Genomic DNA, 25689 nt, shown 5'->3' on the forward strand with positions numbered 1-25689 from the left:
ATCTCACAACGCCAGGCGCGCGACGGCGAAGAGGCCGGTCGCGGCGAGCGCGTACATCAGGCAGGTCATGCCGAGGATCAGGATCTTCTCCCAGACGCCGTGGACGTAATCCTCGATCAGCGTGGTGAAGCCGTCCTTGAAGTGGATGCAGCTCACGAGGATCGTCAGCCCCGCCACGATGGCGGGGAACGGCCGGGCGAAATAGGCGGTCACCTCTTCGTAGGTGCCGCCCAAGATCGGGCCGAAGGTGAAGACGAAAAGCGGGATCAGGAACAGAAGGCCCACAGACTGGACCTTCATGCGCCAGAAATGCTCGGTCCCGGATTTTGCGCTGCCCCAGCGGTCGGCGCGCTTGCGGTCGGTCAGAAATGCCATGTCCCGGCCCCCTTCAGATGATGATGACGGTCAGGATGGTCAGCAGGATCGACCCGCCGATCACGCCCCAGCCAAGCTTTTCGGCCACCTCGATCTCTAGGCCGATGGCGTAATCCCAGATCAGGTGCCGCACACCGGCGAGCGTGTGATACCACAGCGCCCAGAGCGACAGGAACAGCACCAGATCGCCGAACCAGCTGGTCACGAAACCATTGGCGAGCGCGAAATAGTCTGGCCCGGACGCGGCGGCGATGAACCACCAGACGATCATGAACATCGCCACGATCAGCGCGTTGCCGGTGATCCGCGTGAGGATCGATGTCATGGAGGTCAGCTGCGGGCGGTAGACCTGCAGATGCGGCGAAAGGGGGCGGTTGCCCCGGTTGACGTCTGCCATGGAAAAATCCTTTCGGTTCCCTTGTGCGAGGTTCTAACCGATTTTCCGCCGCTGTCACGGGGAGAGACCGCGAAATGGGCCGCTTTGCCGCGGATCCGTCGTCGTTTGTGCGCAATGTGATCACACGTTTGAGCGACGTGATCACACCTTCGGCGCTAACGGTTCAGGGCGACTCGCTGCAGGACTGAACCGGCTCGCCCGAGACCGCGCGCCCCCGCCCCGCGCTCAGCCCTCGCTCAGGCGGAAGAGCTCGCGCAAGTAATCCTCATACTCGGTGCACATCAGGATAACTTGGTCGTCGGGGATGTAGAAGGCGTTGATCTCGCCGCATTCCTCGACCGATACGGTGACCGGCTCGGGCAGGCGCATCGTGTCGTTGAGATAGGCGACCTCTTCCGCCATGAGCGCAATGATGAGGTCGCTGCCGCCCAGGATCTGCAAGTCCATCTCGGGGCCTTCTGCGCCGAAGAGCTCGTCCAGAACCGGGCCCCAGCTTTCCTCGGCGAGGATGTATTCCTCCTCGCAGGTCTCCGCCCGCGCCTCGGGCAGGTCCATGTCGGCGGCGAAATCGTCGCGGCCCTCCGGATCGGCGCCGTAGAACAGGCAGACGGTGTTGTAGAAGCGCTGTTCGCTTGAGCCGTGCACGCCCCAGAAGGCGGGCTCGAGGCGCATTTCTTCTTCCCACATCGCCTCGGCCGCGAAGCCGAGCGAAGAATCGTAGGCGAGATCGAGCGCCGACTCGGCATCGAAGATCGCGTCGATCAGCAGGACGGAGGCCACGTCCGCGGCATCCTCCTCCTGGCCGAAGACCGGCAGGCGCATCACGTCGATCAGCGCGTGCCCCATCTCGTGATAGAAGACCGACAGCAGGTTCGCCTCGACGAAGATATCCTCGGCGGTGCGGTCCTGCGCGGCCGCCGGTGTGGCGAGCGGCGCGAGAAGGCCCGCACAGACAAGCGGTGCGATCAGGACGGATCGGATCATCGGCAGCTCCCTTGGAACATCTGCAGGCAGCTTGCCACGAACCGCCCCGCTTTGGGACCTCAGACCGGCATCAGCGCCCAGTAATCGAGGTCGAGCAGCACGCCCGGCAGGTACTTCCCGTCCGGCCCGCGCAAGTCGCCCGCCGCCTGCCCGTCCTTCGTCGCCACCAGCCGCAGCCGGATCGCGCCGACGCCCGGGCGGTCCGTCTCGGCCACGTCCAGAACCTCGGACCAGGCGCGGATCGTGTCGCCCGCGAAACACGGATTGGCATGCGCGCCCGCGTTCAGACCGACGATCATCTGCGCATTGGCCAGCCCGTTGAAGGAGAGCGCGCGCGCCATCGAGATCACGTGCCCGCCATAGATCAGACGCTTGCCGTCCTCGCGGAAGGTGGCGTCGAAATGCACCTTGGCGGTGTTCTGCCAGAGGCGCGTGGCCATCATGTGCTCGGCCTCCTCGATGGTCACGCCGTCCACATGGTCGATCACTTCGCCCACCGCATAATCGCCCAGACGATGCGGCTCGCCCGCGAGGGTGAAATCGTAGCCGGTGAAGTCGAGCCCTGCCGGGATCGCCAGATCGCCGGGCTCCAGCACGGTCTTCAGCTCCGGCAGCACGGTCTCGGGGGCGGGGGCGTCCAGGTCGCGCTTGCGGACCATCACCCAGCGGCAGAACTCCATCACCACGTTGCCCTGCTGATCGAAGCCCCGGCTGCGCACGTAGACGACGCCCGACTTGCCGTTCGAGTTCTGCTTGAGCCCGATGACCTCGGACCGCGACCGCAGCGTCGTGCCGGGATAGACCGGCTGCAGCCAACGGCCCTCGGCATAGCCGAGATTGGCGACCGCGTTCAGCGACACATCGGGCACGGTCTTGCCGAACACGACGTGGAAGGCCGCCAGATCGTCGAGCGGGCTTTCGTCCAGCCCGCAGGCCTCGGCGAAGGCATTCGACGAATAAAGCGCGTGCCGCGCCGGGTAGAGCGCGTGATAGAGCGCCCGCTCGCCCGGCCCGAGGGTGCGGGGCACCGCGTGATCGATCACCTGGCCGACGCGGTAATCCTCGAAGAAATATCCGGCATTGGTCTTGGGCGGGCGGGCCATCTCGTCTCTCATCATTGTGCTCCGAGCTTCATGTCGGGGCTGTACGTGCCCTCGACCTCTTTCACCACGGCCTGGCCGCAGCGCATCACGCCGTTGGCCGCGTCGAAGGCGTAGACCGGGTCGCCGTAAAGCTCCCAGCCCTTGGACAGCGCTTCGGAGACCTTGTGGCAGAAGGCCGACGTGTCGTCCTCGGTCAGCATGCGGTAGAGTTTCATGTCGGGATCTCCGTTTGCATCACGACGGGAAGGGCCAGACGCCAAGCCAGGCATGGATGCCGGTGATCACGCCGTACATCACGATGGTGATGACGACGAGCACCACGTCCTTCTTCGCAGGGCCGGGCGCCGGACGATCCCAGGTGCTGGAGCGGTTGATCATCACGATCTCGGCCACGGCCCAGAGCAGCAGGCCGCCGAACAGGATCAGCGAGGCGAGATCGCCGTTGACCAGAAGGTGCGCGACCGCCCAGACGATGACCGCGGTCAGCTGCGGGTGCCGCATCGCGCCGCGCAGGCGGCCGGTCGTGGCGCTCATCCCGTAGAGGAAGACCGCGCCCAGCATCAGCAGGTTGTTGATGTGATAGGTGAAGGAGGGCGGCGTCCAGACCGCCACGTAGGGTGCTGCGCGGTAGCCGAAGATCATCGCGGCCAGACCGGCGAGGACGACCACGGCCACCACGCCCTTGCCTGCATTGCCGAGGTTTTCGCGCGCCTCGGGCGCGAGCCGTTTGAAGAGATGGGCCAGAACCCAGAGCGCAAGTCCGAAGATCAGCAGAAGCATGGGCGTTATCCTTTCGCGATGGCCTCGATTGCCTCCGCTTGTGCCAGCAAGCTGCGCGCCGTGTCTACGTGCAGATTCTCGACGATCCGGCCATCGACCACAGCAACGCCCTGCCCGCCGGCCTTGGCGGCCTCGTAGGCCTCGATCTGTCGGCGGGCGAGGTCCAGATCGGCCTCGGAGGGGCCGAATTCGGCGTTGGCGATCGCGACCTGCGCGGGGTGGATCAAGGTCTTGCCATCAAAGCCCATATCGCGGCCCTGACGGCATTCGGCGGCCAGCCCCTCGTCATCCTTGAAGGCGTTGTAGACCCCGTCGACGATGGCGATGCCCTCGGCGCGCGCGGCCAGCAGGCAGTGACCGAGCGCGGGCAGCATGGCCAGCCGGTCGGGCGTGGTCCGCGAGCGCAATTCCTTGGCCAGATCGTTCGTGCCCATGACGAAGCCGTCCAGCAGCGGGTAGGCCGCGATGGAGGCCGCGTGCAGGATGCCGCGCGGCGTCTCCATCATCGCCCAGAGCCGCGCCTCGTCGGTCAGCGCCGCGACTTCGCTGAGATAGCTCGCGCTTTCGACCTTCGGGACCAGCACCGCATCCGTCTGCATCGTGGCCGCGGCCCGGGCGTCGTCGGCGCCCCATTCCGTCTCGAGCCCGTTGATCCGCACCAGCTTGAAACGCGAGCCGAATCCGCCCTTTGCCAACTCGTCGGCAAGGGTGTCGCGCGCCGCGGCCTTCTCCTCGGGAGAGACCGCGTCCTCGAGGTCGAAGATGATCGCGTCCACGGGCAGGCCGCGCGCCTTCTCGATTGCGCGGGGCTTCGAGCCGGGGATGTAGAGCACGGAGCGGAAGGGGCGGGTCAGCATGAGGCGGCGTCCTCGGATGGTCGTTTGCGAAATATTGTTGCGCTCAGACCCACCAGTTTTGTGCGAAACATTCAAGGAAAAAATGCCGCAGCGCAGAGAACGCCCGCGCCGGGCGGCCCGTTAACCCGATCTTGAGGGGCCTTGCGGCAGTCTTTCTGCATCGCCCCGTCGCGGGCACCGTCACGCCTTGCGGGGTCACCATGCGCCAGATCAGTCTCGTTCTTTCCTGTCTCGCCACAGCTCTCATGCTCGGGCTGCCGACCCAGGCAGAGGCGCGCAAGGCTTGCGCCCCGCGCGACGTCATCATCGAGAAGCTCGCCAAGCGTTATGGCGAGGCGCCGCAATCGGTGGGCCTTGCCGCCAACAACCAGGTGATTGAGGTCTTCGCTTCGGATGAAAACGGCACCTGGACGGTGCTGATGACCCGCGCCGACGGGATCAGTTGCCTGCTGGCCAGCGGCACCGATTTCGAGACGCTGATGGTCGTGCCACCGGGCCGCCCGGCGTGATGCCGGACGAAGGCCTCAGCCCAGCGCATCCATGATCAGCTTCGATCCGGTGACCGCCAGCAGGACGTAGGTGATGCCGAAGAAGACGCGCTCCGGCACGATCCGGTGCGCCTTGACGCCGATCCACGTGCCCAGAAGCGCGAAGGGCACCAGCAGGGCCGCGAGGATGAGCCCGTCCCGCGACAGCAGCCCCATCGCGCCGTACATGCCGACCTTGGAAAGGTTGAGCGCCCAGAAGACCAGCACCGTGGTCGCCTGGTAGGCGGTCTTCGACAGGCCCCGGCCCAGCAGGTACACCGCCGCGACCGGCCCGCCCGCATGGCTGACGAAACTGGTGAACCCCGCGGCGAGCCCGGCCACCACACCCGTCTTGGTGCCCATCTCGCGCTCGATCCGGATGAGGTTCGTCTTCTGCCCCAGCTGCCAGGCGATGAAGGACAGGCAGACCAGCCCGATGACGAGGCGGATCGCGTCGGGGCTGGTCAGACCATAGAAGAGCGCGCCCAAGGCGCCGCCCGGAAGCCCCGCATAGATCAGCAGCCGCGCCTCGGGCCAGGACCATTGCCGCCAATAGGCCGGCATCGAGGCCACGTCGATCAGCATCAGGATCGGCAACATGATCCCCAGCGCCGTGCCCGGATCGAGCACGATCGCCAGAATCGACGCCGCCGCGAAGGCCGCGCCCGATCCGAAACCGCCCTTCGAGACGCCCGCGAAGATCACCGCGGGCACGCAGATGGCGAAGATGGGCCAGCTCAGAAGCTCCATGAGGGATCCCGGATTTGTCGCGTTCCCCGCAGGCTTAGCCGCTCGCACGGGGCTGCGACAGGGCGTTCTTGCACCGTCCTTTCGTCGTGCTGCGACGCGGCGGGCTTGCGCGAGGCCGCGCGATTGCTTACGCCAGCAAACGAATTTTGACCGAACCGGAGTAGAAATCCATGGCCAGACCCAAGATCGCGCTGATCGGCGCAGGGCAGATCGGCGGCACGCTCGCCCATCTCGTCGCGCTGAAGGAATTGGGCGACGTCGTTCTGTTCGACATCGCCGAGGGCACGCCCGAGGGCAAGGCGCTCGACATCGCGGAATCCGGCCCGTCGGAAGGGTTCGACGCCGCGCTCAAGGGCACGCAGGATTACGCCGATATCGCCGGGGCCGATGTCTGCATCGTGACCGCCGGCGTGCCGCGCAAGCCGGGCATGAGCCGCGACGACCTTCTGGGCATCAACCTCAAGGTCATGAAATCCGTGGGCGAGGGCATCCGCGACAACGCTCCCGACGCCTTCGTGATCTGCATCACCAACCCGCTCGACGCGATGGTCTGGGCGCTGCGCGAGTTTTCCGGACTGCCGCACGAGAAAGTCTGCGGCATGGCGGGCGTACTCGATTCGGCGCGCTTCCGGCACTTCCTGTCGCTGGAATTCGGCGTCTCGATGAAGGACGTCACCGCCTTCGTTCTGGGTGGTCACGGCGACACGATGGTCCCGCTGACCCGCTACTCGACCGTCGCCGGCGTGCCCCTGCCCGACCTCGTCAAGATGGGCTGGACCACGCAGGAGAAGCTCGACGCGATCGTCCAGCGCACCCGCGACGGCGGCGCCGAGATCGTGGGCCTTCTGAAGACCGGTTCGGCCTTCTACGCGCCCGCCACCTCCGCGATCGAGATGGCCGAGGCCTATCTCAAGGATCAGAAGCGCGTCCTGCCCTGCGCGGCCTATTGCGACGGCGCCTTCGGCCTCAAGGATATGTATGTGGGTGTTCCCACGGTGATCGGCGCGGGTGGTGTCGAGCGCATCGTCGAGATCGAGATGAACAAGGACGAGAAGGCCATGTTCGACAGCTCGGTCAACGCGGTGAAGGGCCTTGTGGATGCCTGCAAGGGGATCGACGAAAGCCTCGCCTGACCGTCACGACGGATCTGCGATGAGACGCGCGTCCCCCGGGGCGCGCGTTTCTTTTTGTGAAAGGACGGCATCGAAGGCCTCGGGCGAGAGATCGACCGCGTCGCCGAACAGGGCCCGCGCGGCCCCGGCCGGATCGCAGGGCATGGCTTCGATCAGACCGGCCTCGCGCCAGCCTTCGGCCACGTCTTCGGGGATCACGCGGATCATGTCGTGCAGCGCGAAGGCCGCCGCGGGATCGGAGCCCGCATTCTTCACATGCGCCACCTGCGCATGCCGGCAGCGATGCGGCCCCTTCGGTTCGGCATACATGCCAAGCTCGGCATAGCGCATCAGCTTCGCCACCCAGTGCCGGCGCGTCAGCCCGTCGAAATGGCAGAGCTTGGCGGCTTTGGCAGCGACCTGGTGTGCAGGCGGGTCCCGGCGCGGCTTGTGCAGCCCGAGTTTCAGACCGCGCCCAGTGCGCGTGACGCTCTTGCCCCAGAGATGCCCGCAGAAGCCGCGATCGGTGAACTCCGCGACCTCCGCGCCGAGGATGCGCCGAATGCGCCGCCGCGGGCCCGCGACCGGCCAGCGCAGCACCCCGTCGAAGATCGTCTGCGGTGCTTGCCCGGCGATCCAGGCCCGTTCGCCATTGGCGATGTGCAGGCTGTCGACATCGGGAGGCTGCGCCGCAAGCTCCGCCGCGAAATCCTCTGCCGCGAGGAATTCGTCCGCATCCACGTGCAGCAGCCAGTCCACCTCCATCGTCCGCATCGCGTGATCTGCGTTGAACCGCTGCTTGCGGTTGAGCTGCGCGGGCTTGCCCCGCAGGCCCAGTTCCTCGCTGTAGAAGGCGGCATCGGCGTCGATCACCTCGACCCCCGTAACCTGCGCGATCAGCGCCGCGGCCTCCGGATCGGGCCGGTCGAAATAGAGCCGGATCGCCCCGGCCCCCAACTGCGCGTAATGCGCCACGAACGCGGCCAGCAGCGCGGGCGGCTCCGCGACGGTGGTGACGACGCCCCAGCGCATGTTCAGGCCTGCCGCGCGACGGGCGCGGCCTCTGTGGCGCCGAGCGCCGCATCGAAGGCGGCGATCGACAGGTCCACGGCGCGGCCGGGGAAGACCTGGGCGATGGCGGCGGCGGCGTCCACGCCCGTCGGCACCAGCTTGCCGAGACGGGTCAGTTGCCGCGCGATCCGGGGCGGCAAAACGCGCAACCGGTCATGCAGCGTGAAGATCGGCGCAAGGTCGCCGCCGCTTTCGGCGGCGAGCGCGATCTGGCGATCCCGGTAGCCGACATGCGTGCGCCCCGGCTTGGAGGCGATACCGTTCTGCGCGTGGCGCTGCAGCTTCAGCGCCCAGTGCAGCCGCGTCATCCCGTCGAAATGGCTGATCCGCAGGTCCTGCGCGACATGGGTCGCATCGGGCCCGACGCGCGGACGGTGGATCCCCGCGCCGACCGCATGGCCCACCCGAAGCGCGCCCTTGCCCATGTCATGGGCCAGAAGGCCGAAGCGGGTCAGCGCCGACATATCCGGCCCGCGCACCCGGTCGAGGCGGCGAATATTGGTCAGGGGCAGCGCCAGGGCGCCGTCGAAGATGGTCTCCGGAGGCGTCGCGTGCAGGAAGACGCGCTCACCGTTGGGCACCCAGAAGCCGAGCGCGTCCGGCGGCGCGGCAGAAAGCTCGGGCGCCGGGTCCTCCGCCAGGAACTCGTCCGCGTCGAGATGGAACAGCCAGTCCGCGGCGCTTTGCGTCTCGGCATGGTTGGCGTTGATGATCTGCCGCCGATTGATCCATTTGGGAAACCGACGCCCCAGCGCGTCGTAGAAATCGGCGTCGCAATCGATCAGGCGCACGCGCGGGTCGCCACCGATGGCCGCGCGCAGATCGGGATTGGGCGCGTCGAGATAGAGATGGACATGCAACGCCCCGAGCGCGAGGTGATGCGCCGCGAAGGCCTGCAGCAGCGCTGCGGGTTCCCGCACCGTGGCGACCACGCTCCAGCGCGGCCCGGTCGCGCCGGGAGCCACCGCGCAGGGCGGAGGGGTTGGGGGCATCGCTCGAAACCTGTCTGGGTTCTTGTTGTTTCGCGAACGGTAAGTCACCGGCGCCGCAGCTGTCAAAACCGCTGCGCCGCTTTCGGCGCCGGTGATGCAGGACCGCACCGTCGCCGACCATGACAGGGATTCCCGCGATGCATCGGCTCAAGACGGCCGGAACGCCCCAATCATGTGATCACAGCAAAATATACTGTGATCACAAATGTCGCTTTTTCGCCCTGTTAGCGGTGGACTCATCGGTTTTCGCTGCAAATCCGGCGGCAACACGCTTTATAGCTGGGCCAAACAAAGCAGAACGGGACGGATGACATGAATATCCACGAGTATCAGGCCAAGGCGCTTCTGCGCAGCTACGGCGCGCCGGTCTCGGATGGCCGGGTGGTGCTGCGCGCGGCGGATGCCAAGACCGAAGCCGCCAACCTCGACGGACCGCTCTGGGTGGTCAAGGCGCAAATCCACGCGGGCGGACGCGGCAAGGGCAGCTTCAAGGAAGCCGATGCGGGCGAAAAAGGCGGCGTGCGGCTGGCGAAGTCGGTCGAAGAGGCCGCGGACGAAGCCAAGAAGATGCTCGGCAAGACGCTGGTCACGCACCAGACCGGCCCTGCGGGCAAGCAGGTCAACCGCATTTATATCGAGGACGGCTCGGACATCGAGCGCGAATTGTACCTCGCGCTGCTCGTGGATCGCGGCTCGAGCCGCGTGTCCTTCGTCTGTTCGACCGAGGGCGGCATGGATATCGAGGAGGTCGCGGCCTCCACGCCCGACAAGATCCTGTCCTTCAGCGTCGATCCGGCCACCGGCTACCAGGCGTTCCACGGCCGCCGCATCGCGTTTGCCCTCGGGCTCACGGGCGGGCAGGTCAAGCAATGCGTCAAGCTGATGGGCCAGCTCTACACCGCCTTCATCGAGCGCGACATGGAAATGCTCGAGATCAATCCGCTGATCGTCATGACCAGCGGCGATCTGAAGGTGCTCGACGCCAAGGTCAGCTTCGACAGCAACGCGCTTTATCGCCAGCCCGACATCGCCGAACTGCGCGACGAGACCGAGGAGGATTCGAAGGAACTCGAAGCCTCCAAGTACGATCTGAACTACATCGCGCTCGACGGCGAGATCGGCTGCATGGTCAACGGCGCAGGCCTTGCCATGGCGACGATGGACATCATCAAGCTCTATGGTGCCGAGCCCGCCAACTTCCTCGACGTGGGCGGCGGCGCCACAAAGGAGAAGGTCACCGAGGCGTTCAAGATCATCACCTCGGACCCGAACGTCAAAGGCATCCTGGTGAACATCTTCGGCGGCATCATGCGCTGCGACGTGATCGCCGAGGGCGTGGTGGCCGCGGTCAAGGAAGTGGGCCTCAAGGTGCCGCTGGTGGTGCGTCTCGAAGGCACGAATGTCGAAAAGGGCAAGGAAATCATCAACACTTCCGGCCTCGATGTGATCGCCGCGGACGACCTCAAGGACGGCGCGGAGAAGATCGTGAAAGCGGTCAAGGGGTGAGCCGGAAGGCGGATCATACGCCCTTCCTGATCGGGCTCGGCCTGATCGGTCTGGGACTGGCGGCGCGCCGTGTCGAGCCCGACGCGCTGCGCCTGCCGGAACCGGCCGAACGCCCCGACCTGCGCAACATCCGCAGCGGCAAGGATGCCGCGCGGGCCGCACGGGACGGGATCGCAGGCTTCGTGCCCCGCAACCTCACGAAATCACTTGGTCGGACGATGATCCTGATGGGTGCCGCTTTGGTGGCGATCCGGGCGCTCGACGAACTCGTGGAAGATGACACCGCCGATTACTGATCGGCATGCCGGGGCCGAGGGCCGCACGGCAAACATGAAGGAAGATTGAACGATGGCCGTTCTTATCGACGAAAACACCAAGGTGATCTGCCAGGGCTTCACCGGTTCGCAGGGCACCTTCCATTCGGAACAGGCGATTGCCTACGGCACCAAGATGGTGGGCGGCGTGACGCCGGGCAAAGGCGGGCAGACCCATCTCGACCTGCCGGTCTTCAACTCCGTGCACGAGGCCAAGCACGCGACCGAGGCCAATGCGAGCGTCATCTACGTGCCGCCGCCCTTCGCCGCGGATTCGATCCTCGAGGCGATCGACGCCGAGATGGAGCTGATCGTCTGCATCACCGAAGGCATTCCGGTCCTCGACATGATGAAGGTCAAGCGCGCGCTCGAAGGCTCGAAGTCGAAGCTGATCGGGCCGAACTGCCCCGGTGTCATCACGCCGGATGCCTGCAAGATCGGCATTATGCCGGGCCACATCCACAAGCGCGGCAAGGTGGGCGTCGTGTCGCGCTCCGGCACCCTGACCTACGAGGCGGTCAAGCAGACCACCGATGTGGGCCTCGGCCAGTCGACCTGCGTCGGCATCGGCGGCGACCCGATCAAGGGGACCGAGCATATCGACGTGCTCGAGTGGTTCCTGGCCGATGACGAGACCGAGGCGATCATCATGATCGGCGAGATCGGCGGCTCCGCCGAAGAGGACGCGGCGCAGTTCCTGGCGGACGAGAAGAAGAAGGGCCGCTGGAAGCCCACCGCGGGCTTCATCGCGGGCCGCACGGCGCCTCCGGGCCGCCGCATGGGCCATGCGGGCGCCATCGTCGCCGGTGGCAAGGGCGGCGCCGAGGACAAGATCGAAGCGATGAACAAGGCGGGCATCGTGGTGGCCGACAGCCCCGCAACGCTGGGAGAAGCGGTGGTCGCGGCGATCGACAAGGGCTGAGCGCCCCGGCCCCTCGGGGCCCGCGGCATTGGCCGCAAAATAACGCACGCGCGCCCCCCGGGTCCCGCCCGGGGCATGCGCACCTGAAGAGAAGCCCCGCGACGAAGGCCCAACCGGACCTTCCTCCCGATGCTTAGCGATCGGTCGAAAGGACACGAACATGACGGATCAAAGCCCGAACGATACCTTCCGCGCCTCCAGCTTCATGCAGGGGCACAACGCGGAATACCTCGAACAGATGTATGCCCGCTACGCCGCCGATCCCAACGCGGTGGACGAGGCCTGGCAGGCCTTCTTCCAAAGCCTCGGCGACGACGAGATCGCGGTGAAGAAGGAGGCCGAAGGCCCCTCCTGGGCGCGCAAGAACTGGCCGCCCCAACCCACGGACGACCTCACCGCCGCGCTGACCGGCGAATGGCCAATGCCGATGGTGCCCGCCGAGGCGAAAGGCGCCGCGCAGAAGGTGCAGACCAAGGCCGAGGCGGAAGGCGTGAAGCTGACCGACGATCAGGTGCAGCGCGCCGTGCTCGATTCGATCCGGGCGCTGATGATCATCCGCGCCTACCGCATCCGGGGCCACCTCGCGGCCAATCTCGATCCGCTGGGCATGCGCGACGCCTCCGAGCATCCCGAGCTCGACTACAAGTCCTACGGCTTCACCGAGCGGGACCTCGACCGCCCGATCTTCATCGACAACGTGCTGGGCCTCGAGATCGCCTCGCTGCGCGAGATCATCTCGGTGCTCAAGCGCACCTATTGCGGCACCTTCGCTCTGCAATACATGCACATTTCCGACCCCGAGCAATCCGCCTGGCTGAAAGAGCGGATCGAGGGCTACGGCAAGGAAGTGAAGTTCACCCGCGAGGGCCGGAAGGCGATCCTGAACAAGATGGTCGAGGCCGAGGGCTTCGAGAAGTTCCTGCACGTCAAGTACATGGGCACCAAACGCTTCGGTCTCGACGGCGGCGAAAGCACGATCCCGGCGATGGAGCAGATCATCAAGCGCGGCGGCGCGCTGGGTCTGAAGGAAATCGTCATCGGCATGCCGCACCGGGGCCGCCTGTCGGTTCTGGCCAACGTGATGGGCAAGCCCTACCGCGCGATCTTCAACGAGTTCCAGGGCGGCAGCTTCAAGCCCGAGGACGTGGATGGATCGGGCGACGTGAAATACCACCTCGGCGCCTCGTCGGACCGCGAATTCGACGGCAACGAGGTGCACCTGTCGCTGACCGCCAACCCCTCGCATCTCGAGGCGGTGGATCCGGTGGTCCTCGGCAAGGTCCGCGCCAAGCAGGACCAGTTCAAGGATACCGAGCGCCGGAAGGTCCTGCCGATCCTGCTGCACGGTGACGCGGCCTTCGCGGGCCAGGGCGTCGTGGCCGAGTGTTTCGCGCTCTCGGGCCTGCGCGGGCATCGCACCGGCGGCACCATCCATATCGTGGTGAACAACCAGATCGGTTTCACCACCGCGCCGCATTTCTCGCGCTCCTCGCCCTACCCGACGGACAACGCGCTCGTGGTCGAGGCGCCGATCTTCCACGTCAACGGCGACGATCCGGAAGCCGTGGTGCATGCCGCCAAGGTCGCCACGGAGTTCCGCCAGAAATTCGGCAAGGACGTCGTCATCGACATCTTCTGCTACCGCCGGTTCGGCCATAACGAGGGCGACGAGCCCATGTTCACCAACCCGCTGATGTACAAGCAGATCAAGGGTCACAAGACGACCCTGTCGCTTTACACCGAGCGGCTGGTGAAGGACGGCCTCATCCCCGAGGGTGAGATCGAGGACATGAAGGCCTCGTTCCAGAGCTTCCTCAACGAGGAGTTCGAGGCGGGCAAGACCTACAAGCCGAACAAGGCCGACTGGCTCGACGGTCGCTGGTCGCATCTCGACCGGCAGAAGCAGGGCAAGTACCAGCGCGGCAAGACCTCCATCCCGCCGGAAACCCTCGAAGCCGTGGGCAGCGCCATCACCACGACGCCGGATGGCTTTCCCGTGCACAAGACCGTGGGCCGCCTTCTGGAGACCCGCGCCAAGATGTTCGAGAGCGGCAAGGGCTTCGACTGGGCCACGGCGGAATCGCTGGCCTTCGGCTCGCTTCTGCTCGAAGGCTACCCGGTGCGGCTGTCGGGTCAGGATTCGACGCGCGGCACCTTCAGCCAGCGCCATTCCGCCCTGATCGACCAGGAAACCGAGGAACGGTACTACCCGCTCAACCACATCCGCGAGGGGCAGGCCCGCTACGAGGTGATCGACTCGGCGCTGTCGGAATACGCGGTCCTCGGGTTTGAGTATGGCTATTCGCTGGCCGAACCCAATGCGCTCACGCTCTGGGAAGCGCAGTTCGGCGATTTCGCCAACGGCGCGCAGATCATGTTCGACCAGTTCATCTCGTCGGGTGAATCGAAATGGCTGCGGATGTCGGGCCTCGTCTGCCTGCTGCCGCATGGCTACGAGGGCCAGGGCCCGGAGCATTCCTCGGCCCGTCTGGAGCGCTGGCTGCAGCTTTGCGGTCAGGACAACTGGATCGTGGCGAATTGCTCCACGCCCGCGAACTACTTCCACATCCTGCGCCGCCAGCTGCACCGGTCGTTCCGCAAGCCGCTGATGCTGATGACGCCGAAATCGCTGTTGCGGCACAAGCTCTGTATCTCGAACGCGGACGACTTCACCACGGGCTCGTCCTTCCACCGGGTCCTTTGGGACGATGCGGAGAAGGGCCATTCCGACACCGAGCTGAAGCCCGATGCGGAGATCAAGCGCGTCGTGCTCTGCTCGGGCAAGGTCTATTTCGATCTGCTGGAGGAACGCGACAGCCGCGGCATCGACGACATCTACCTGATGCGGGTCGAGCAATTCTACCCGTTCCCGGCGAACTCGATGGTCAACGAGCTGCAGCGCTTCAAGACAGCCGAGTTCATCTGGTGCCAGGAAGAGCCGAAGAACCAGGGCGCCTGGAGCTTCATCGAACCGAATATCGAATGGGTGCTGAGCCGGATCGGCGCAGACCATCCGCGGCCGCGTTACGTGGGCCGGGCGACCTCGGCCTCGGCGGCCACCGGCCTCGCCTCCGCCCATAAAGAGCAACAAAAGGCGCTCGTCGACGAAGCGCTGACGATCGAAGGGAAATAAGCGACATGACCACCGAAGTCCGTGTGCCCACGCTGGGCGAATCCGTGTCCGAGGCGACGGTCGCCACCTGGTTCAAGAAACCCGGCGACAGCGTGGAAGTCGACGAGATGCTCTGCGAGCTCGAAACCGACAAGGTCACCGTCGAGGTACCCTCCCCCGCCGCCGGAACGCTCGACGAGATCGTGGCGGGCGAAGGCGAGACCGTGGGGGTGGACGCACTTCTGGCCAACATCTCCGAAGGGGCGTCCGAGGGCAAAGCCGACAAGGGCTCGAAAGAGACCGAGGAGGCCGCACCGAAAGAGGTCGCGGGCAGCGGCGGCGATCAGGGCGACGCACAGGGCGACAAGGTCGACGTGATGGTGCCCACCCTGGGCGAGTCGGTCTCCGAAGCGACGGTCTCCACCTGGTTCAAGAAGGTGGGCGACAGCGTCGAGGCGGACGAGACGCTCTGCGAGCTCGAGACCGACAAGGTCTCGGTCGAGGTGCCCGCCCCCGCCGCCGGAACGCTGGCCGAGATCATCGCCGAGGAAGGCACCACGGTCGAGGCGAACGGCCATCTCGCAGTGATCGCCAAGGGATCCGCCGGCGAGGCCGGCGCATCGAAGCCCGCAGCCGGAAAGTCCGATGGCGGCGACGAGGCCGCGGCGCCCAAGGGCGAGACGCAATACTCGACGCCCGAAGCCGGCAAGGGCCGCGCCGATGTCGAGGACGCGCCGTCCGCCAAGAAGGCCATGGCCGAAAAGGGCGTGAGCCGCGACCAGGTCCGGGGGTCGGGCCGCGACGGGCGCGCGATGAAGTCCGACGTGGATGCCGCCATCGCCGCGGCGAAATCCGGCGCAGCCTCCCCCGCGCCGGAGACCAAGCAGGCGCCCCGTGCCCCTGTGGCCGCCGAGGACGAGGCCCGCGAGGAGCGCGTGAAGATGACGCGCCTGCGCCAGACCATCGCGCGGCGCCTCAAGGACGCACAGAACAACGCGGCCATGCTCACCACCTACAACGAGGTGGACATGACCGAGACCATGGCGCTGCGCAGCCAGTACAAGGACCTCTTCGAGAAGAAGCACGGCGTGCGCCTGGGCTTCATGTCCTTCTTCACCAAGGCCTGCTGCCACGCGCTGAAAGAAGTGCCCGAGGTCAATGCCGAGATCGACGGCACCGACATCGTCTACAAGAACTTCGTGCATATGGGCATCGCGGCGGGGACCCCGCAGGGCCTTGTCGTGCCGGTAATCCGCGACGCCGACAGCAAGTCCTTCGCCGAGATCGAGGCGGATATCGCCGACAAGGGCAAGCGCGCGCGGGACGGCAAGCTCAGCATGGCCGAGATGCAGGGCGGCACGTTCACCATCTCCAACGGTGGCGTCTACGGCTCGCTGATGTCCTCGCCGATCCTGAACCCGCCGCAATCGGGCATCCTTGGCATGCACAAGATCCAGGACCGGCCCATGGTCATCAACGGCGAGATCAAGATCCGCCCGATGATGTACCTGGCGCTGAGCTACGATCACCGCATCGTGGACGGCAAGGGGGCCGTGACCTTCCTCGTGCGGGTGAAGGAAGCGCTCGAGGATCCGCGGCGCCTGCTGATGGATCTCTGACGGCGCGACCAGGCGTCTCACCAACCGCGTGGGCCGGAACCCGGCCCGCGCACGCCCCGTTCGCTTGGCAACGCAATCAAACGCCAAGGAACCCGAAACATGGCCCAGCCCGTCTACATCCCCAACAATTCCCCGGACCTCGTCACCATGGAAGAAGCCGAAAACGGAGGGCTGAAATACCGCCTGACGGTCGACGCGGAGGGCGGCCCGTCGGACAATCTGTGCCAGGGCATCTTCTATCTCTATGACGGCCATTCCGAGAGCACGCATGTCCATGACGTGGACGAGGTGATCTACGTGCTCGCGGGCAACGGGCACGTCCGTCTCGGGGATCGTGAAATGCGGCTGTCGCCGGGCGACACGGTCTACATCCCGGCTGGCGTGCCGCATGGCTTCACCGCCAAGGACAATGCCGACCTGACGGTGCATTTCACCTTCCCCGTCGATCGCTTTTCCGATGTCGTCTACGATTACGGTGCCGCTGCATGAACGGCCGGGCGGCATATCCTTTCCAACAGGCGCTTGCCGCCCGCCGCGCCTTCCGGCCCGCCGGTTTCACCACTCTGGATGAAATCGGTCTCGACCTCGATCTGGTCTCCCCCTACCAGCTGTCCTGCGGCAATGCGGAGGGGCCGGTCCTGATCTCTTACAACCACATCGACGCCCCCACGGCGCGGGCCCATCGCGACCGCATCGCGCGGGACGGATACCTGCCCGAGATGCTGTTCAACCGGGTCCTCGACCGGGCGTTGGCGGGCACCGGGATGGTGCGCGCCGATATCTACCTCACGCACGCCTTCCACGCCCTGCCCGCCACGCGCTCCGCCACGATCCCGGAGCGGCTGGTGATGGAGAGTTTCGAGCGGATCACGCGCCATGAAATCAAGGGCCGCCCGGTGATTGCGCTCGGTCAGGCGGCGGCAAAATGCTGCGCAGCATTCGAAGTGCCGCATCGCAGCGTGCCGCACCTTTCGGCGCGCGGGATGAGCATCGAGGCGAAGGCGCGGTTGCTGGCAGAGGCGTTGTCCGAAACCATTGCGAGGGCCGCATGACCCCCGAACTCACAGCCCTCACCCTCGCCGCGCTGCTGCAATGCCTGACCTTTGTGATCTACGCGATCCGCGCCAATCTGGAGCTTGGGCCGGGCTACACCATGTCCGCCCGCGACCGCGAGCCCTCGCGCCCGATGTCCGACAAGACCGCCCGCCTGCAGCGCGCCATCGCGAACCATTTCGAGGGGCTGATCCTCTTCGGCATCGCCGTGATGGTGGTGACCTATGCGGATGAGGCCGACGCGCTCACCGCGCTCGCCTCGGCGCTCTACCTCCTCGCCCGCATTCTCTACGTGCCGGCCTATTACTTCGGCCTGCGGCCCTGGCGGTCGCTGATCTGGTCGGTGGGTTGGCTCTCGACCGTTTTCATGCTGATCTACGCGCTCTTCTGAGGCGCGATATCCGAACGACACTGGAAAGGAATTCCTCATGGCATCCTACGACGTCATCGTCATCGGCTCCGGCCCCGGCGGCTACGTGGCCGCGATCCGCGCGGCGCAGCTCGGGCTCAAGACCGCCTGCGTCGAGGGACGCGAGACGCTGGGCGGAACCTGCCTGAACGTGGGCTGCATCCCGTCGAAGGCGCTTCTGCACGCCACGCACCAGCTGCACGAGGCCGAGCACAACTTCGCCAAGATGGGCCTGAAGGGCAAAAGCCCGTCCGTCGACTGGGACCAAATGCAGACCTACAAGGCCGAGACCATCGAGGCCAACACCAAGGGCATCGAGTTCCTGTTCAAGAAGAACAAGATCGACTGGCTGAAAGGCTGGGGCTCAATCCCCGAAGCGGGCAAGGTCAAGGTCGGCGACGAGACGCACGAGGCCAAGAACATCATCGTCGCCACCGGTTCGGACGTGGCCACCCTGAAAGGTGTCGAGATCGACGAGAAGATCGTCGTCTCCTCCACCGGTGCCCTGTCGCTGGGCAAGATCCCCAAGAAGATGGTGGTGATCGGCGCGGGCGTCATCGGGCTCGAGATGGGGTCGGTCTATGCGCGTCTCGGCACCGAGGTCACGGTCGTGGAATTCCTCGACGGGATCACGCCGACGATGGATGCCGAGGTGTCGAAGAATTTCCAGAAGATCCTGCAGAAGCAGGGGCTGAAGTTCATCCTCGGGGCCGCGGTGCAGGGGGTCGAGACCACCAAGACCAAGGCCAAGGTGACCTACAAGCTCAAGAAGGACGACAGTGAGGAGACGCTGGAGGCCGATACGGTGCTCGTGGCGACGGGCCGCAAGCCGGTGACCGAGGGGCTTGGGCTCAAGGAGCTCGGCGTCGAGATCACCGACCGGGGCTTCGTGAAGACCGACGGGCATTTCAAGACCAGCGTCGACGGCATCTACGCCATCGGGGACGCGACCGAGGGCCCGATGCTGGCGCACAAGGCCGAAGACGAGGGCATGGCCGCCGCCGAGGTCATCGCGGGCAAGGCGGGCCACGTGAATTACAACGTCATCCCGAGCGTGATCTACACCCATCCCGAGGTCTCCGCCGTTGGCAAGACCGAGGAACAGCTGAAAGAGGCGGGCCACGCCTACAAGGTCGGCAAGTTCTCCTTCATGGGCAATGGCCGGGCCAAGGCCAATTTCGCCGCCGACGGCTTCGTGAAGATCCTCGCCGACAAGGAAACCGACCGCATTCTGGGCGCCCATATCATCGGGCCAATGGCGGGCGACTTGATCCACGAGCTCTGCGTCGCCATGGAATTCGGCGCGGCGGCGGAGGACGTGGCGCTGACCTGCCACGCGCATCCGACCTATTCCGAAGCGGTGCGCGAAGCCGCACTCGCCTGCGGCGACGGGCCCATCCACATGTGATCGGCTTGCCTGCCGGGATCGGGGCCGCGCCTTCGGGATGCGGCCCTTTTTCGTGGCCGCGATGGACGCGCCCTAGAGACCCAGTGCCGCGTCGAGGTCGTTTTCGTGGATATCGGTCAGGTGATAACCCTGCCAGCCCGCCGCGCGGGCGGCCTCGATGTTTTCCTCAAGATCGTCGACCAGAAGGATGTGCTCGGGTGCCACGCCGGTCTCGGCCACGATCTGGTGGAAGAAGTCCGGATCGGGTTTGCGCACGCCCATCCGGCCCGAGGCGAAGACATGCTCCACCCTTGCGCCGTATCCCATCTCGTCCTCGATATAGCGCGCGCGATGGGCCTCGTTGTTGGTGGCGATCACCTGGCGGATGCCGCGGCCATTCAACCGCCTGAGCCGGTCGAGCATGGCGGGCACCGGATGCGTGTCCTTCTCGAACCAGTAGCGGATGACCGCGTCCGGCCCATGCGGATAGCCCACCCGGTCCGTCCAGTCGGCGACGGCCTCGCGCAGGTCCTCGCGGCCCGTTACCACCGCTTCGAAACGGTCGCCAAAGAAATGTTCGCGGAAGGACGAGATCGGATGGCCGATATCGCGCTCGAAATCATCGGTCCAGATCGACCGGCCCTCGCGGAAGCCGTCGTTGAGAACGCCGTCGAAATCCCAGGCGACGAGATGCAGGTCCGTGCGTGACATGCCCACCGACCTAGGGCGCGGGGGCGCGGCGCTCAAGGGACGCCGCGTCTTTCTTGACCGGTGCGCATGCGGGGCGCAGGCTGAGGACGGAGGTCCGTCATGACACCCGGCAAAGCCTTTCTCACATCCGGTGAAATCCGCAGCCTCTCGGCCCGGTCGGACCTGTGGGGTGTCTGGCTGGTGGCGCATGCCTGGGGTCTGATCCTGTGCGCGGTGATCCTGTTCGCCGTCTGGCCCAACCCGCTGACCTTCGTTCTGGCGGTCATGGTGATCGGGTCGCGCCAGCTGGGCCTTGCCATCCTTATGCACGAGGCCGCGCATAACGCGCTGTTCCGCACCCGCGCGTTCAATGAATGGGCGGGGGAGTGGCTTTGCGGGCGGCCGATCATCGCCGACCTGCCGGAATACCGCCATTACCACCTGACCCATCACCGCTACACCCAGACCGAGCGTGACCCCGATCTGCGCCTGTCGAAACCCTTCCCGACGACGCGCGCCTCGCTGCGCCGCAAGTTCATCCGCGACATCACCGGGCAGACGGGTCTCAAGCAGCGCGCGCAACAGGTCATGTTCGCCCTGAAGATGGCGGGCGAGGTCGAGGGCACCCCGTCGAGCCAGGACCTCGCGCAGGCCTTTTCCGGTCCGCTGATCGGGCGCGCGCTGATCGCGAACGCCGTGATCTTCGCGCTGTTCTGGGCGCTCACCGGGCTCTGGTGGGCGTGGTTCGCCTTCTGGCTGCTGCCGCTGCTGACCTGGTTCCAGCTTGTCCTGCGCATCCGCAACATCGCCGAGCATGGCGCGGTCGAGTTCTCGGACGATCCCCTGCGCAACACCCGCACCACGCTCGCGAATCCGCTGGAGCGATTGCTGGTCGCGCCCTATTGGGTGAACTACCATCTCGAGCACCACCTGGTGATGCACGTTCCCGCGCACAACCTGCCGAAACTGCACGAGATGATGATCGCGAAGGGTCATGGCGACAAGATGCAGACAGCCCCGAATTACCGCGCCGTGCTGGCGCAGGCCGCGTCGCTGAGCCGTTGATGCGTTACGACGCCTATGCCCCCCGGATCGAGGAGGCCAGCGAGAAACCGCAGCTCTGGCGGCTGGCCGTGGGGCTGCTTCTCGCCGCCGTCGTGACCATGCTGACCTCGCAGATGCTGCTGATGAGCGCGCTCTCCATGGCCGGGCAGGATTTCGCGATGACGATCCTCGGCGGGACCTCGCCCGGGGGTCTTCTGGTGTTGCTCTTCGCCATGGGCACGATAGCGCTGGGCACGCTGGTGGCCGCGCGCCTGATGCAGAATCGCGGCCCCGAAAGCATCATCGGCCCCGCACGGGAAACCGTTCGGCAGAGCCTTCGTGTGCTGGGCGCCGTCGCGGCCGTGCAGCTTCTGATGCTGGTCCTTCTGGGCTGGGGCGTGACCGGGCAGATGTCGCTCAACCTGCCCGTCGGGCTCTGGATCACGCTGCTGCCGCTGGGGCTGGCGGCGGTTCTGGTGCAGACGGGCGCCGAGGAGGTGCTGTTTCGCGGCTACCTGCAAAGCCAGCTTGCCGCGCGCTTCCGCTCGCCGCTGTTCTGGATCGGCCCGCAGGCCGCGCTCTTCGCGCTGGGTCATTACGCCGCCGGCACGTTCGGCTCCAACGCGCTCGGGATCGCGCTCTGGGCGGGGCTTTTCGGCGTTCTGGCAGGCGATCTGACGGCGCGGTCGGGCACGCTCGGCCCCGCCATCGCGCTGCATTTCGCCAATAACGTGCTGGCGATCCTCGTCGTCTCGCTCGACGGGGTGCTGTCGGGCCTGTCGCTCTTCACCCTGCCCTTTACCGCCGGTGACGAAGAGGCCATCGCCGCCGCGCTGCCGGTGGATTTCGCGGGGCTGATCGTGGCGTGGCTGGCCGCGCGGCTGGCGCTTCGGGTTTGACCGCCATCGCCCACACGCGATTGCAATTCCCCCCCTCCCGGCATAAGCCGGACGCGTCCGACGCAGCGTCAGAGCCGTTTATATGAACTGGATCACCAACTACGTCCGCCCGCGCATCAACTCCATCTTCTCGCGCCGCGAAGTGCCCGAGAACCTGTGGACCAAGTGCGACGAATGCGGAACCATGCTGTTTCACCGCGAGCTGACCGACAATCTGCATGTCTGCGCCAATTGCGGCCATCACATGCAGATCACGCCGCGCGCGCGCTTCAAGGCGCTGTTCGACAGCGGCATCTTCACCGAGGTCCGCGTGCCCGAACCGGTCGCCGACCCGCTGCATTTCCGCGACCAGAAGAAATATCCCGACCGCATGCGCGCCGCCCAGAAAGCCACGGGCGAACACGAGGCGATGCTTGTCGCCGCCGGTGAGGTCGGGCGCACGCCGATCGTCGCCGCGGCGCAGGATTTCTCGTTCATGGGCGGCTCCATGGGCATGTATGTGGGCAACGCGATCATCGCCGCCGCCGAAGAGGCGGTGCGTCTGGGCCGTCCCCTTGTGCTCTTCTCGGCCGCGGGCGGGGCGCGCATGCAGGAAGGCATCCTGTCGCTGATGCAGATGCCGCGCACCACCGTCGCGATCCAGATGCTGCGCGAGGCGGGGCTGCCCTATATCGTCGTGCTGACCCATCCCACGACGGGCGGCGTCACCGCCTCCTACGCGATGCTGGGCGATATCCAGATCGCCGAACCCAACTCGCTTATTTGTTTCGCGGGCCCCCGCGTGATCGAGCAGACCATCCGCGAAAAGCTGCCCGAGGGCTTCCAGCGGGCGGAATACCTGCTCGAACACGGGATGCTCGACCGGGTCACCGACCGACGCCATCTGCGCGAGGAGCTGGTAACGATCCTGCGCATGCTGATGCAGCAGCCCCCGCCCGTCTGGGGCGAGTTGCCGCCACCCGCCGAGCCGGTGGTCGCGTCCGATACCGAAGAAAGCGCGGACACCGCGCAATCCGACACGCAATCATGATCGCCCCGCATCGCGGACCGGTCGCCCCGGGCATCGGGCGGCGCGGATGACCGACGTCTCGTCAGACACGATCCTCGAGCGGATGCTGGCGCTGCATCCGAAATACATGGATCTGGTGCTCGACCGGGTCTGGGTGCTTCTGGAAAAGCTCGGTCATCCCGAACGCGCGCTGCCGCCGGTGATCCACCTCGCGGGCACGAACGGCAAGGGGTCGACCCAGGCGATGATCCGCGCGGGGCTCGAGGCCGAGGGCCACCGTGTCCACGCCTATACCTCGCCGCATCTCGCGCGCTTTCACGAACGCATCCGCCTGTCCGGCACGCTGATCCCGGAGCCCGCCCTGACGGCGCTGCTCGACGAGGTCTACGCGGTCAATGGCGGCACGCCGATCACCTATTTCGAAATCACCACCTGCGCGGCGCTTCTGGCCTTCTCGCGCGCGCCGGCGGAATACCTGCTGCTGGAAACCGGGCTCGGCGGGCGGCTCGATGCGACGAACGTGGTCGAGCGGCCGGCGCTCACGGTCATCACGCCGGTCTCGATGGATCACGAGGCCTTTCTCGGCGACACGCTGGCAAAGATCGCGGGCGAAAAGGCAGGCATCCTGAAGCGCGGCGTGGCCTGCGTCGTCGGCCCGCAGGAGGACGCGGCGGCCGAGGTGATCGAAGCCCGCGCGCAGGCGCTTGGCGCGCCGCTCATCGCCCATGGCCAGCATTGGCACGTCACGGAAGAGCATGGCCGCATCGTCTTTCAGGACGAACGCGGTCTTCTCGATCTGCCGCGCCCCAACCTGCCCGGACGGCACCAGTTCGACAACGCGGGCGCGGCGTTGGCAGCGCTCCGGCATCTGGGCTGCGGCGAGGCGGCGTTCGAGGCGGCGGTCAGCCGGGCCGAGTGGCCCGCGCGGATGCAGCGGCTGAAGACCGGACCGCTCGTCGCGGCGGCGGGCCGAGCGGAGCTGTGGCTCGATGGCGGGCACAATCCGGCGGCGGGCGCGGCCTTGGCGCAGCATCTCTCCACCCTGCCCGGAAAGCCCACCTTCCTTGTCTGCGGCATGCTCAACACCAAGGATGCGACGGGCTACATGCGCGCCTTCGACGGTCAGGTCCGCGCCCTGCACGCGGTGTCAATCCCCGGCGAGAAGAACACCCTCACCGCCGAGGAAACCGCCGCCGCCGCCACCCGCGCGGGGCTGCGCGCCGAGGTCGCGGCGTCCCCCCGCGCCGCGATCGACGGCATCGTGGCGCAGGAGCCCGACGCGCGTATCCTGATCTGCGGCTCGCTCTACCTCGCGGGCGCGATCCTGCGCGAACATGGCTGACCACAAGACCTCGCCCGAATCACTACGTGTTGACCCCTGACGGCATCATTGCCTAAATGATGTGGAATGTTCGGGGCGGTCGTTGCCCCCGGAGTGTGTTGATGCGTGTGCCGCTTTTTTCCTGCGTCATGGCCCTGTCGCTGCCGCCCTTGGCCGCGGCGGAAACGGCCGGTCTGACCCCGACGCTGGAGCGGCTTGAAACGCAGGTGGCCGGTCAGCCTGTCACCGTCGCGCGCAGCGGTCCCGCCTGTCCACCCGCCTGCCTGCAACCGATGGAAGCCGCCCCCGGCGTCAGCGCCATCGGCGAGGCGGAACTGGTCGCGTTTCTTGCCGGTCCGGTGAGCGAAATGCGCGGCGTTCTCGTGGATGCGCGCGCGCCCGGCCCCTTCGCCACCGGCATGCTGCCCGGCGCGATCAGCGTGCCCGGCTTCACCCTGCACAGCGACAATCCTTACCGCGCCGAATTGCTGGCCGCCCTCGGCCTCGCCCCAGGACGCAGCCCCGATCTGACGCTCGTGGTCTTCGGTCAGGGCCCGCTCGACCCCGTGCCGGTCATGGCCCTGCGCGCGCTTTTTGAGGCCGGCTATCCGGCTGAGCGGATGCAGTATTACCGCGGCGGGCTCGATGTCTGGACGGCGCTTGGACTGACCACGGGACCGGGCAGCTGAGATGGTGCGGATCGTGCTTTACACGCTGGGCTTCGTGGTGATCACTGGCCTTCTGATCGCGCTGCAGCCCGGCGCCATGCCACCCGACAGGGCGCTGACCGCAGAGACCGCGCGCCCCTTGCCAGCGCCTGAACGCGACATCGTCCGCAGTGCCGATCCTGCGCCGGTCGCAGATGCCGTCACCCGGACCGAAACGACCTTCCCCGGTCTCGCGATCGCCGAACCGCAAACGGCGCCGGGCGACGGGCTGCGCGACATCACCTGGGCGGCCATTGCGCGGATCAACCTCGCCACCGGGCGCAGCGTCGCCCCCGGACAGCCGGGCAGCCTTCTGCACGCCGCGGTCCAGCGGGCGTTGCAGGGCACCGAACCCGCCGCGAAGCCTTCCGGCGCCAGCGCGCATGCTGGCGATATCTACACCGTGGTGTCCGGCGACAGCCTCGTGGGCATCGCGCAGGCGATCTATGGCGATGCGAACATGACCGGCCCGCTATACGCCGCGAATGCAGATCAACTGACGGATCCCCGCGCATTGAAGGCGGGCCAGGTCCTTCGTCTGCCCGCGCGATAGAGCATTCCGACCACAACCTGTTGATAAGACTGAAGCTGCAGAAAACGATGTCTTGACGGTCATACTATATGTTGACGTGCGCGAAACAATCACGCTATGATTCTTGGAAGACGGGTTCGACGGCGCGGGGAGACAGGCGCATCAGACCCCGGGGGACACGACATCGACGAGACTAGGCAACCAGATTATCGCGCGA

General features: G+C 66.3%; 28 protein-coding genes. 17 read left to right on the top strand and 11 right to left on the bottom strand.

What is annotated here, in order from left to right; translation table 11 throughout:
* Window positions 1-3 precede the first annotated feature (3 nt).
* From sdhD to BW990_RS09510, 7 genes are all read right to left on the bottom strand, one after another.
* A complete protein-coding gene (gene sdhD, locus BW990_RS09480; RefSeq protein WP_076447520.1) occupies window positions 4-375 on the bottom strand; it encodes a succinate dehydrogenase, hydrophobic membrane anchor protein in 372 nt (123 codons plus the stop codon).
* A 13-nt stretch (window positions 376-388) separates the two neighbouring features.
* The gene (sdhC, locus tag BW990_RS09485; RefSeq protein ID WP_076447521.1) at window positions 389-772 is read right to left on the bottom strand and encodes a succinate dehydrogenase, cytochrome b556 subunit; all 384 of its coding nucleotides are present in this window, start codon (window positions 770-772) and stop codon (window positions 389-391) included.
* A gap of 225 nt (window positions 773-997) precedes the next feature.
* Window positions 998-1756 carry a DUF4344 domain-containing metallopeptidase gene (locus BW990_RS22090; protein WP_076447522.1) on the bottom strand — a complete coding sequence of 253 codons (759 nt, stop codon included), beginning with the start codon at window positions 1754-1756 and terminating at the stop codon, window positions 998-1000.
* 59 nt (window positions 1757-1815) lie between these two features.
* Complete coding sequence (locus BW990_RS09495) at window positions 1816-2874, bottom strand: MaoC family dehydratase (protein ID WP_234990204.1); 1059 nt, start codon at window positions 2872-2874, stop codon at window positions 1816-1818.
* Window positions 2871-3074 (bottom strand): DUF1737 domain-containing protein, encoded by a 204-nt coding sequence (locus BW990_RS09500; protein WP_076447524.1) that lies wholly within the window; start codon window positions 3072-3074, stop codon window positions 2871-2873. Before BW990_RS09500 ends, BW990_RS09495 begins: the two co-directional genes overlap by 4 nt.
* A 19-nt stretch (window positions 3075-3093) precedes the next feature.
* The gene (locus tag BW990_RS09505; protein ID WP_076447527.1) at window positions 3094-3639 is read right to left on the bottom strand and encodes an NnrU family protein; all 546 of its coding nucleotides are present in this window, start codon (window positions 3637-3639) and stop codon (window positions 3094-3096) included.
* 5 nt (window positions 3640-3644) lie between these two features.
* Complete coding sequence (locus BW990_RS09510; RefSeq protein WP_076447530.1) at window positions 3645-4496, bottom strand: HpcH/HpaI aldolase/citrate lyase family protein; 852 nt, start codon at window positions 4494-4496, stop codon at window positions 3645-3647.
* Between the two features lie 200 nt (window positions 4497-4696).
* Between BW990_RS09510 and BW990_RS09515 the strand changes: the two genes are divergently transcribed.
* Entirely contained in the window at window positions 4697-5005 is a 309-nt protein-coding gene (locus BW990_RS09515; RefSeq protein WP_076447532.1) for a hypothetical protein, read from the top strand.
* 15 nt (window positions 5006-5020) lie between these two features.
* On the opposite strand, the gene BW990_RS09520 is transcribed toward BW990_RS09515, so the two are convergent.
* Window positions 5021-5773 carry a sulfite exporter TauE/SafE family protein gene (locus BW990_RS09520; protein WP_076447535.1) on the bottom strand — a complete coding sequence of 251 codons (753 nt, stop codon included), beginning with the start codon at window positions 5771-5773 and terminating at the stop codon, window positions 5021-5023.
* Window positions 5774-5943: 170 nt separating this feature from the next.
* Between BW990_RS09520 and mdh the strand changes: the two genes are divergently transcribed.
* Window positions 5944-6906, top strand: a complete 963-nt coding sequence (gene mdh / locus BW990_RS09525; protein ID WP_076447538.1) for a malate dehydrogenase — start codon at window positions 5944-5946, stop codon at window positions 6904-6906.
* 3 nt (window positions 6907-6909) lie between these two features.
* Here mdh and BW990_RS09530 read toward each other — a convergent pair whose 3' ends face one another.
* Window positions 6910-7917: a glycosyltransferase family 2 protein gene (locus BW990_RS09530; protein ID WP_076447541.1), complete on the bottom strand. Its 1008-nt coding sequence runs from the start codon at window positions 7915-7917 to the stop codon at window positions 6910-6912.
* 2 nt (window positions 7918-7919) lie between these two features.
* Entirely contained in the window at window positions 7920-8948 is a 1029-nt protein-coding gene (locus tag BW990_RS09535) for a glycosyltransferase family 2 protein (protein ID WP_083950538.1), read from the bottom strand.
* 312 nt (window positions 8949-9260) lie between these two features.
* On the opposite strand from BW990_RS09535, the gene sucC reads away from it, so the two are divergent.
* The 9 genes from sucC (at window position 9261) to lpdA (ending at window position 19291) form a co-directional block, all read left to right on the top strand.
* Window positions 9261-10454, top strand: a complete 1194-nt coding sequence (gene sucC / locus BW990_RS09540; protein ID WP_076447547.1) for an ADP-forming succinate--CoA ligase subunit beta — start codon at window positions 9261-9263, stop codon at window positions 10452-10454.
* The gene (locus BW990_RS09545; protein WP_234990205.1) at window positions 10451-10750 is read left to right on the top strand and encodes a hypothetical protein; all 300 of its coding nucleotides are present in this window, start codon (window positions 10451-10453) and stop codon (window positions 10748-10750) included. Before sucC ends, BW990_RS09545 begins: the two co-directional genes overlap by 4 nt.
* 52 nt (window positions 10751-10802) lie before the next feature.
* Window positions 10803-11690, top strand: coding sequence for a succinate--CoA ligase subunit alpha (gene sucD, locus BW990_RS09550; RefSeq protein ID WP_076447550.1), 888 nt, complete (start codon window positions 10803-10805; stop codon window positions 11688-11690).
* Between the two features lie 160 nt (window positions 11691-11850).
* Window positions 11851-14823 (top strand): 2-oxoglutarate dehydrogenase E1 component, encoded by a 2973-nt coding sequence (locus BW990_RS09555; RefSeq protein ID WP_076447553.1) that lies wholly within the window; start codon window positions 11851-11853, stop codon window positions 14821-14823.
* Between the two features lie 5 nt (window positions 14824-14828).
* Window positions 14829-16421 carry a 2-oxoglutarate dehydrogenase complex dihydrolipoyllysine-residue succinyltransferase gene (odhB, locus tag BW990_RS09560; RefSeq protein WP_076447556.1) on the top strand — a complete coding sequence of 531 codons (1593 nt, stop codon included), beginning with the start codon at window positions 14829-14831 and terminating at the stop codon, window positions 16419-16421.
* A 99-nt stretch (window positions 16422-16520) separates the two neighbouring features.
* A complete protein-coding gene (locus BW990_RS09565; protein WP_076447559.1) occupies window positions 16521-16910 on the top strand; it encodes a cupin domain-containing protein in 390 nt (129 codons plus the stop codon).
* On the top strand, window positions 16907-17473 hold the full coding sequence (locus BW990_RS09570; RefSeq protein WP_076447562.1) for a hypothetical protein: 567 nt from the start codon (window positions 16907-16909) through the stop codon (window positions 17471-17473). Before BW990_RS09565 ends, BW990_RS09570 begins: the two co-directional genes overlap by 4 nt.
* A complete protein-coding gene (locus tag BW990_RS09575; RefSeq protein WP_076447565.1) occupies window positions 17470-17865 on the top strand; it encodes an MAPEG family protein in 396 nt (131 codons plus the stop codon). Before BW990_RS09570 ends, BW990_RS09575 begins: the two co-directional genes overlap by 4 nt.
* 37 nt (window positions 17866-17902) lie before the next feature.
* Window positions 17903-19291 (top strand): dihydrolipoyl dehydrogenase, encoded by a 1389-nt coding sequence (gene lpdA / locus BW990_RS09580; RefSeq protein ID WP_076447567.1) that lies wholly within the window; start codon window positions 17903-17905, stop codon window positions 19289-19291.
* Window positions 19292-19363: 72 nt separating this feature from the next.
* On the opposite strand, the gene BW990_RS09585 is transcribed toward lpdA, so the two are convergent.
* Window positions 19364-19981, bottom strand: coding sequence for an HAD-IA family hydrolase (locus tag BW990_RS09585; protein WP_076447570.1), 618 nt, complete (start codon window positions 19979-19981; stop codon window positions 19364-19366).
* 99 nt (window positions 19982-20080) lie between these two features.
* Here BW990_RS09585 and BW990_RS09590 point away from each other — a divergent pair, with 99 nt between their 5' ends.
* The 6 genes from BW990_RS09590 (at window position 20081) to BW990_RS20990 (ending at window position 25493) form a co-directional block, all read left to right on the top strand.
* Window positions 20081-21025, top strand: a complete 945-nt coding sequence (locus BW990_RS09590) for a fatty acid desaturase family protein (RefSeq protein WP_076447573.1) — start codon at window positions 20081-20083, stop codon at window positions 21023-21025.
* On the top strand, window positions 21025-21903 hold the full coding sequence (locus tag BW990_RS09595) for a CPBP family intramembrane glutamic endopeptidase (protein WP_076447576.1): 879 nt from the start codon (window positions 21025-21027) through the stop codon (window positions 21901-21903). The genes BW990_RS09590 and BW990_RS09595 overlap by 1 nt, the downstream gene beginning before the upstream one ends.
* A gap of 82 nt (window positions 21904-21985) precedes the next feature.
* Complete coding sequence (gene accD, locus BW990_RS09600; protein WP_076447579.1) at window positions 21986-22933, top strand: acetyl-CoA carboxylase, carboxyltransferase subunit beta; 948 nt, start codon at window positions 21986-21988, stop codon at window positions 22931-22933.
* Window positions 22934-22979: 46 nt separating this feature from the next.
* On the top strand, window positions 22980-24254 hold the full coding sequence (locus BW990_RS09605; protein ID WP_076447581.1) for a bifunctional folylpolyglutamate synthase/dihydrofolate synthase: 1275 nt from the start codon (window positions 22980-22982) through the stop codon (window positions 24252-24254).
* Window positions 24255-24355: 101 nt separating this feature from the next.
* Complete coding sequence (locus BW990_RS09610; RefSeq protein ID WP_076447584.1) at window positions 24356-24922, top strand: rhodanese-like domain-containing protein; 567 nt, start codon at window positions 24356-24358, stop codon at window positions 24920-24922.
* A 1-nt stretch (window position 24923) separates the two neighbouring features.
* Window positions 24924-25493 carry a LysM peptidoglycan-binding domain-containing protein gene (locus BW990_RS20990; protein ID WP_143526130.1) on the top strand — a complete coding sequence of 190 codons (570 nt, stop codon included), beginning with the start codon at window positions 24924-24926 and terminating at the stop codon, window positions 25491-25493.
* Window positions 25494-25689 lie beyond the last annotated feature (196 nt).

Origin of the sequence: Roseivivax lentus, from assembly GCF_900156805.1 — a bacterium.
Lineage (GTDB): Bacteria > Pseudomonadota > Alphaproteobacteria > Rhodobacterales > Rhodobacteraceae > Roseivivax > Roseivivax lentus.

Bases quoted from the DNA above. Each gene is read 5' to 3' on its own strand.
- BW990_RS09605 (WP_076447581.1), top strand. From the start codon at position 22,980: ATGACCGACGTCTCGTCAGACACGATCCTCGAGCGGATGCTGGCGCTG.
- BW990_RS09515 (WP_076447532.1), top strand. From the start codon at position 4,697: ATGCGCCAGATCAGTCTCGTTCTTTCCTGTCTCGCCACAGCTCTCATG.
- sucC (WP_076447547.1), top strand. From the start codon at position 9,261: ATGAATATCCACGAGTATCAGGCCAAGGCGCTTCTGCGCAGCTACGGC.
- BW990_RS09520 (WP_076447535.1), bottom strand. From the start codon at position 5,773: ATGGAGCTTCTGAGCTGGCCCATCTTCGCCATCTGCGTGCCCGCGGTG.
- sdhD (WP_076447520.1), bottom strand. From the start codon at position 375: ATGGCATTTCTGACCGACCGCAAGCGCGCCGACCGCTGGGGCAGCGCA.
- BW990_RS09500 (WP_076447524.1), bottom strand. From the start codon at position 3,074: ATGAAACTCTACCGCATGCTGACCGAGGACGACACGTCGGCCTTCTGC.
- BW990_RS09565 (WP_076447559.1), top strand. From the start codon at position 16,521: ATGGCCCAGCCCGTCTACATCCCCAACAATTCCCCGGACCTCGTCACC.
- BW990_RS09495 (WP_234990204.1), bottom strand. From the start codon at position 2,874: ATGATGAGAGACGAGATGGCCCGCCCGCCCAAGACCAATGCCGGATAT.
- BW990_RS09595 (WP_076447576.1), top strand. From the start codon at position 21,025: ATGCGTTACGACGCCTATGCCCCCCGGATCGAGGAGGCCAGCGAGAAA.
- BW990_RS09535 (WP_083950538.1), bottom strand. From the start codon at position 8,948: ATGCCCCCAACCCCTCCGCCCTGCGCGGTGGCTCCCGGCGCGACCGGG.
- BW990_RS09510 (WP_076447530.1), bottom strand. From the start codon at position 4,496: ATGCTGACCCGCCCCTTCCGCTCCGTGCTCTACATCCCCGGCTCGAAG.
- BW990_RS09530 (WP_076447541.1), bottom strand. From the start codon at position 7,917: ATGCGCTGGGGCGTCGTCACCACCGTCGCGGAGCCGCCCGCGCTGCTG.
- accD (WP_076447579.1), top strand. From the start codon at position 21,986: ATGAACTGGATCACCAACTACGTCCGCCCGCGCATCAACTCCATCTTC.
- odhB (WP_076447556.1), top strand. From the start codon at position 14,829: ATGACCACCGAAGTCCGTGTGCCCACGCTGGGCGAATCCGTGTCCGAG.
- BW990_RS09570 (WP_076447562.1), top strand. From the start codon at position 16,907: ATGAACGGCCGGGCGGCATATCCTTTCCAACAGGCGCTTGCCGCCCGC.
- sucD (WP_076447550.1), top strand. From the start codon at position 10,803: ATGGCCGTTCTTATCGACGAAAACACCAAGGTGATCTGCCAGGGCTTC.
- BW990_RS09590 (WP_076447573.1), top strand. From the start codon at position 20,081: ATGACACCCGGCAAAGCCTTTCTCACATCCGGTGAAATCCGCAGCCTC.
- mdh (WP_076447538.1), top strand. From the start codon at position 5,944: ATGGCCAGACCCAAGATCGCGCTGATCGGCGCAGGGCAGATCGGCGGC.
- BW990_RS09610 (WP_076447584.1), top strand. From the start codon at position 24,356: ATGCGTGTGCCGCTTTTTTCCTGCGTCATGGCCCTGTCGCTGCCGCCC.
- sdhC (WP_076447521.1), bottom strand. From the start codon at position 772: ATGGCAGACGTCAACCGGGGCAACCGCCCCCTTTCGCCGCATCTGCAG.
- BW990_RS22090 (WP_076447522.1), bottom strand. From the start codon at position 1,756: ATGATCCGATCCGTCCTGATCGCACCGCTTGTCTGTGCGGGCCTTCTC.
- BW990_RS09555 (WP_076447553.1), top strand. From the start codon at position 11,851: ATGACGGATCAAAGCCCGAACGATACCTTCCGCGCCTCCAGCTTCATG.
- lpdA (WP_076447567.1), top strand. From the start codon at position 17,903: ATGGCATCCTACGACGTCATCGTCATCGGCTCCGGCCCCGGCGGCTAC.
- BW990_RS09505 (WP_076447527.1), bottom strand. From the start codon at position 3,639: ATGCTTCTGCTGATCTTCGGACTTGCGCTCTGGGTTCTGGCCCATCTC.
- BW990_RS09585 (WP_076447570.1), bottom strand. From the start codon at position 19,981: ATGTCACGCACGGACCTGCATCTCGTCGCCTGGGATTTCGACGGCGTT.
- BW990_RS20990 (WP_143526130.1), top strand. From the start codon at position 24,924: ATGGTGCGGATCGTGCTTTACACGCTGGGCTTCGTGGTGATCACTGGC.
- BW990_RS09575 (WP_076447565.1), top strand. From the start codon at position 17,470: ATGACCCCCGAACTCACAGCCCTCACCCTCGCCGCGCTGCTGCAATGC.